This window comes from Desulforamulus profundi, from assembly GCF_002607855.1.
Window position 1 is genome coordinate 1 of record NZ_AWQQ01000089.1, and the last position, 5639, is coordinate 5639.

Sequence of the window (5639 nt, forward strand, 5' to 3'; positions counted from 1 at the left end):
TTTGGCGGTCATATTCTTGGGCCTTTGTTTACAGCTACCGTTCCAAACGTTAAAAGAATTACCTTTACATCAGAGAGTTTCTGTGGGAGAGAAATTGGATTTTGATCTTAACTTACCCAAATTCTTGGCGGATAATTTTGAGTTTACCATTAATGGAGTAAAACCTACAACATTTTATCTGGGAAGCACCACACCGGTGGCGGCAAACCCGGGCCAATTGGAAGTACAAGTAAAATTATTTGGCTTAATTCCGGTTAGACATATGACGGTCAGTGTAGTGCCTGAAATAAGAGTCATTCCAGGCGGGCAGGCCATCGGAGTGATGGTGGAATCCGAAGGAGTGATGGTGGTGGGCAGATCCGCCATTGTAGATGAAAAAGGCATCAGACACAACCCGGCAGCGGAAGCTGGAGTGGAACTGGGGGATGTGCTGATCAAAGTCAACGGGCAAAAAGTAGAGACAGAGAGCCAGGTCAGGGACATAATAAACAAATTGGGGCAAGACGGAAAATCACTGGATATGGAACTAAGAGACAGGCATTCTAAAGAAATTTACAAAACCAGGATAAAACCAATTTACTGCAACGAAACGAAACGTTACCGGATCGGTTTATTTGTCCGGGACAGTACTGCCGGTGTGGGCACCATGACTTTTTTTGACCCCCAGACAAAATCCTACGGGGCTTTGGGACACATTATCAGTGATATAGACACCTGCCAACCCATTAATTTGGACAGGGGAAAAATTGTCGCCGCCCGCATTGAAGGAATAAGAATAGGGAGAAAGGGCCAGCCCGGCGAAAAAATGGGTGTATTTCGAGGGGAAAATGATATTTCCGGTACTATCACGAAAAACACAAATTGCGGGATTTTTGGGAAATTAAACAAAGCACCGAAAAATATTTATGGAAATGGAACCGTTCCTGTGGCAATGGCCGGTGAAGTTAAAGAAGGCCCTGCCGAGATTTATACAGTTTTGAAAGGAGATAAGATTGAAAAGTTTAAAATACAAATCGAGCAGGTAAATCCCCACAGCACTGAGGGAAAGGGAATGATTATAAAGATTGTCGACCAGAGATTATTACAAAAAACAGGGGGAATCATTCAGGGTATGTCAGGAAGCCCGATTATCCAAGATGGAAAGTTGGTGGGTGCGGTTACGCATGTATTTATTAATGATCCGTCCAGAGGGTATGGTGTGCTTGCAGAGTGGATGCTCTATGATTCCGGAGTTCTCCCCAAACATGTGAGTGAAAGAAATTACGCAGAATTTGGCGCTATGACAAATATAGCCTGCTAAATTAATCTAGAACTGGATTTTTAGTAAAATATCTGTCGAATTGAATAAATATAAGCTTTTGGTAATTTTTCCTTTTTTAAGAAGGAGTTTAAACCCCGCCTGTCGAATGCTTTAAAACATCAAAAACAGTTTCCATTTTATGGAAAAAATAGAGAAAAAATAGGAGGCGGGGTCTTACATATGATTAGAAAGGCTATCAAGGTGTTAATCGCCGATGATAACAGAGAATTCTGCGAATTACTAAAAGAATTTATCAATCAGCAGGATGATTTTATGCTAGTAGGTATAGCCAACAATGGTTTGGAAGCCTTGGAAATCATCAACCAGCAGGTTCCGGATGTTATGGTGCTTGATATTATTATGCCTCACCTGGATGGAATCGGGGTGCTGGAAAAAATATCAACCGGTGCGGTGGGCCATAAACCCAAGGTCATTATGCTGACGGCCTTTGGTCAGGAAAGTATTACGGCCCGTGCCGTAGAACTGGGGGCAGACTATTATATTTTAAAACCCTTTGACTTTTCTGTCCTGGCAACCCGCATGCGCCAACTGGCGGACGGGGTGGCCGTCTCCCAATATATTTCCACCTCCAAACCTCGTAATTTAGATGTTGCAGTTACCAACATCATACACGAAATGGGAGTTCCTGCTCACATCAAAGGGTATCATTACTTGAGAGAAGCAATTCTTTGCGTGATCAATGAGGTGAATCTGCTGGGTGCCGTCACCAAAGAACTTTATCCCATGATTGCCCAAAAATATCAAACCACTCCCAGCCGGTGGAAAGGGCCATCCGACATGCCATTGAACTGGCCTGGGATCGCGGTAATGTTGAAATGATGACCAAATTCTTTGGTTACACCATCAACCTGGAGCGGGGCAAACCCACCAACAGCGAATTTATCGCCATGGTGGCGGACAAGTTGAGAATTGAAAGCAAAGTAAGTTAATAAGGACTGCAAAAGGGAGTAGCTTACATCTACTCCCTTTAATATTATTCCTATGAGATGTGTAAGCTGATTTTCAACTGATTTTCAACCAACATTTTTTTCCAGACCCCAAAGCATTGAAAATAAAGACTTTAATCACATCTAAAAATCTACACTACAAATGGCATTTTTTGAGAACAAATCCAGTAAAATCAAGGCTTTAAGGAATATTTATGGTTGAACATCAGTGTAACCACTATTGACCAGCCCGCAATAAAAAGAAGCAGCACATAACAAAACACGCCCTGCAAAAGGACGTGTTTAATAGGGAAACTTATTGAACCATACCCCAAACCGATACGGAAAAAGGAAGAGAGGGGCGTTCTCCCGCAAAGGATAGCGCCTCTCTCCTTTAACTCGCCCATAGTGTTTTCCCGGGACGGTTTTATTAAAATTGCCTTCGACAACAATACCTACACTAAAAAATGCCTGAGTAATAGCAACGTATAACTTCGCCCGTGTGGTTTCCTCTAACTGGCAGTTACCAGAGCATAACCACTTAACTTAACGGCGGTCATCGTTTCCGCGAGTTCTTCCGCTTCCCATTCGGAGTGAACGGCAAATCCGGCAGGACTTACCCGCATTGCCGCACCGTTGCCGAAACTGTTATAGGGTTCGGGGTCTTCGCTGAACACTCACCGATAGAACATACCGCCGAATCTGCAGTTCGGATACTTGCGCCCGATTTTCTGCATATACTTGACGGTTAGGTCGGAAAGCAGGGCGTGGTAGTTGTGGTCATAACCGCGAGCGGTCGGCTCTTTGGATTTCGTCGCTTCCATAATTGCCTTGGCAACGGCAAGGGTCATTATGCTGTCGTCGGTGGCAAAGCAACCTTCGGCTAACAGTTCAAAGTCCTTGCTCCTGTGGTTGTTGAATTCGAAATGCGACCCTACAATGTCGCCGATAATTGCTCCAAGCATAACAGCACCCCCTCCTTACCAAGCAAATGAACCTTCAGGTATGTTCGTAATAACAATTTCTTTTCCCCTAACACTGCCGCCTGCGTTATGCTGAATACCGTACTCTGTCATATGGTACTGTTTATAGATGTCTCGAATCAAGTCGCAATCATCGTATGTCACAATCCATCGGGTTTCACCTAAGTGTTCGGTTATGATTCTTTCAAGGCTTCTATGGTCTTCTTCCTTAAAGTAATTGGCATAGAGTTGCCGTCCTTTCTTAACATACGGCGGGTCTATGTTGAAAAACGATGTGCAAATCGTGTCCTGCAAGCGAACGGTGATAAGCTCACTTGCGTCGCAGTTGTATAGTTCAATACGGTTTTTAAGCAGAGCAATCCGTTCGATTTTCTTAACTATCTCACTCTTATTGAAGCGGCAATCAATCTTATATGCACCGTTCTGAGATAGCCCACCTATGGGTCCGCCCTTGATAACGCCGGAAAAGTTCACGCGGTTCAGAAACAGCGTTGCAAAACCGTCGCTCACCTCATCGGCAGAGCTATCCCTATAAACCGCTTTCTGCTTTTCCCGCTCCTCTAAGGTTATAGGAGTATCCGTAATCCTTTTGAGCAGGTCTTCTGTGTGATGAAGTACAGAGTACCAAAAGTGGTAAATGTGCGAGTCAAAATCGTTAATAACGGCCGACTGTACGATGTCGTCACACAACAAACCAATCCCTATACCGAATCCCCCCGCAAAAGGCTCTACGTAGGTTCTGTCGCCCAGTGTGTTGGCTTCAATAAGGTTTTTTACCTTGCCATAGATTTTTGATTTGCCGCCCGGATAGCGAAGCGGCGAAAGTGACTTAGCCATTTTCTACCTCTCGCTTATTAAGTTTCTGTATGTCATAAAGGCGTTGGGCAGCCAATCCGACAAATCATAAGGATTAAGGAACATCCTCGTGCTTGTGTTCTCAGGTTTCTTCAGAAGAGCAGGAACAACCTCGAAAGCAATAGGAGGATTAGGCTGAGGCGTATCCTTATCTTCTGATATTAGTTTTCTCAACGGAACAAGCAACGCTTTCTGCCCGTTGACATCATATTCGTCAGGCAACTGCCCCAATTCAGCATAGTTGAGTAGTTGCAGACCTAAATGTCTGTCGAATAATTGATGGTTCCTCTGATTCCAGTAATTGTCCAGACAGTTCTTGCAGGAACGTGAACATTCACACTCTGAAAGAATCTTTCTTGCCCTATCAAGCACTTTGTCAAGAATCGAGCCAATCAGAGACGAATAGCCTGCACCGCTGGTGAGATTGTCGTAAAAGAACATTTCAATATGTGAGTTCCCGTCGCTCTTGATTCTCGGACGCCAGCCCCCGCTGATTTCATTGTAATCAATGTCAAGAACAAGCGAAACAGCCTTCTTTAGTGCTTCGTGCAAGGTCGTTACAGCCGCCCGAAGTATGCTTTTCTCTTCCGCATTGCTGTTGCCCACAAGTTTCGCGGAATGGTAGATATGTCCAACATGAACATATCCGTCAAGAATTCATACCCCAGAAAGATATTGGTAGCTACAGTACCATCGTGACGGCACAAAGGGTGGTTATCGTGGTATGGTTGCGAGAAAGAAAATGTCCCGTTGGGGTTCGCATCTGCGACCTCTGCGCCACCGCACTTTTTGCAGACGTTGAAGCCGTTTTTACTTTTTCCCATATTAACAGTCAATACTTTTCTGTCAGGAAGATTAGCAAAACGGATATTGCTCCGCCCGTAATTATCCATCCTTGTGTCTTCGGGTACATAGGAATAATATGGAGCCTCAGCATAGGTGTATTGTTCATCCTCGTCTTCGAACTTTACTTCATCACCTTTGACAGGAGAAAATCCCCAAGGACGCAACATCTTATTCCGAACTATGCTGCGCCGCAATACGGACAAACCATGCCGGGAGAATCCTCTTGCTTCAAGCCAAACCAGTTGCAATCGGAACAGATGTAGATATCTTTATAATAGTCATTGTTCTTGAAATAGAACTCGGCTTGGTTCGTTTCAAAACCCCTCGGTCGAGGATTGGCGTAAATGCCGCCGCTCTTAAATATTTTTTTGTCTATCGTAACAAAGCGACCGGGTGCGTATTCACTAAGAGCTACCGCAATATCTCGCTCTGGCGCATATTGAATATCCCGAGGAGCGTTTTTACCACGTTCAGATTCTTTCTCAACGAAAAACCGTACAACATTTTTGGGGAACGAGTATGAGGGAATAAAGCCTTCGCGGTAGAAAACATCAAACGCCGGCGTTTCTTTGTCGTTGTTAATATACTCATCACGCTTGCCTTCAGCTAAGACATTCTTGCAGATTTCGCGGAATTGCCTGATTGTCTCATCGGTTGGTAAATCCATAGCTTGCGCAAACGCTATGAAGTTCTCGCCGTATTGTTCGC

Annotated in this window: 7 protein-coding genes and 1 pseudogene; 2 read left to right on the plus strand and 6 right to left on the minus strand. The window is 44.4% G+C overall.

Features of this window, described 5'->3' with window-relative positions; translation table 11 throughout:
* Position 1 precedes the first annotated feature (1 nt).
* Both spoIVB and spo0A read left to right on the plus strand, forming a co-directional pair.
* Entirely contained in the window at positions 2–1300 is a 1299-nt protein-coding gene (gene spoIVB / locus P378_RS13965; protein ID WP_099083683.1) for a SpoIVB peptidase, read from the plus strand.
* Positions 1301–1480: 180 nt separating this feature from the next.
* A pseudogene (spo0A, locus tag P378_RS13970) lies at positions 1481–2250 on the plus strand (sporulation transcription factor Spo0A).
* A gap of 509 nt (positions 2251–2759) precedes the next feature.
* Here the strand turns inward: spo0A and P378_RS19760 are convergent.
* From P378_RS19760 to P378_RS22025, 6 genes are all read right to left on the minus strand, one after another.
* On the minus strand, positions 2760–2924 hold the full coding sequence (locus P378_RS19760; RefSeq protein WP_180260905.1) for a hypothetical protein: 165 nt from the start codon (positions 2922–2924) through the stop codon (positions 2760–2762).
* On the minus strand, positions 2925–3212 hold the full coding sequence (locus tag P378_RS13975) for a hypothetical protein (protein WP_099081871.1): 288 nt from the start codon (positions 3210–3212) through the stop codon (positions 2925–2927).
* Between the two features lie 15 nt (positions 3213–3227).
* On the minus strand, positions 3228–4067 hold the full coding sequence (locus P378_RS13980) for a DNA adenine methylase (RefSeq protein WP_099083684.1): 840 nt from the start codon (positions 4065–4067) through the stop codon (positions 3228–3230).
* Positions 4068–4070: 3 nt separating this feature from the next.
* The gene (locus P378_RS22015) at positions 4071–4637 is read right to left on the minus strand and encodes a DUF1998 domain-containing protein (RefSeq protein WP_238473247.1); all 567 of its coding nucleotides are present in this window, start codon (positions 4635–4637) and stop codon (positions 4071–4073) included.
* A 5-nt stretch (positions 4638–4642) separates the two neighbouring features.
* Entirely contained in the window at positions 4643–5134 is a 492-nt protein-coding gene (locus P378_RS22020) for a hypothetical protein (protein ID WP_238473248.1), read from the minus strand.
* On the minus strand, positions 5110–5639 hold a 530-nt coding region (locus tag P378_RS22025; protein WP_238473249.1), incomplete at its 5' end, for a hypothetical protein. The genes P378_RS22020 and P378_RS22025, both read right to left, overlap by 25 nt.

Excerpts from the sequence above, each read along its gene's own strand:
- P378_RS13980 (WP_099083684.1), bottom strand. The coding sequence starts at position 4,067 with ATGGCTAAGTCACTTTCGCCGCTTCGCTATCCGGGCGGCAAATCAAAA.
- P378_RS13975 (WP_099081871.1), bottom strand. The coding sequence starts at position 3,212 with ATGCTTGGAGCAATTATCGGCGACATTGTAGGGTCGCATTTCGAATTC.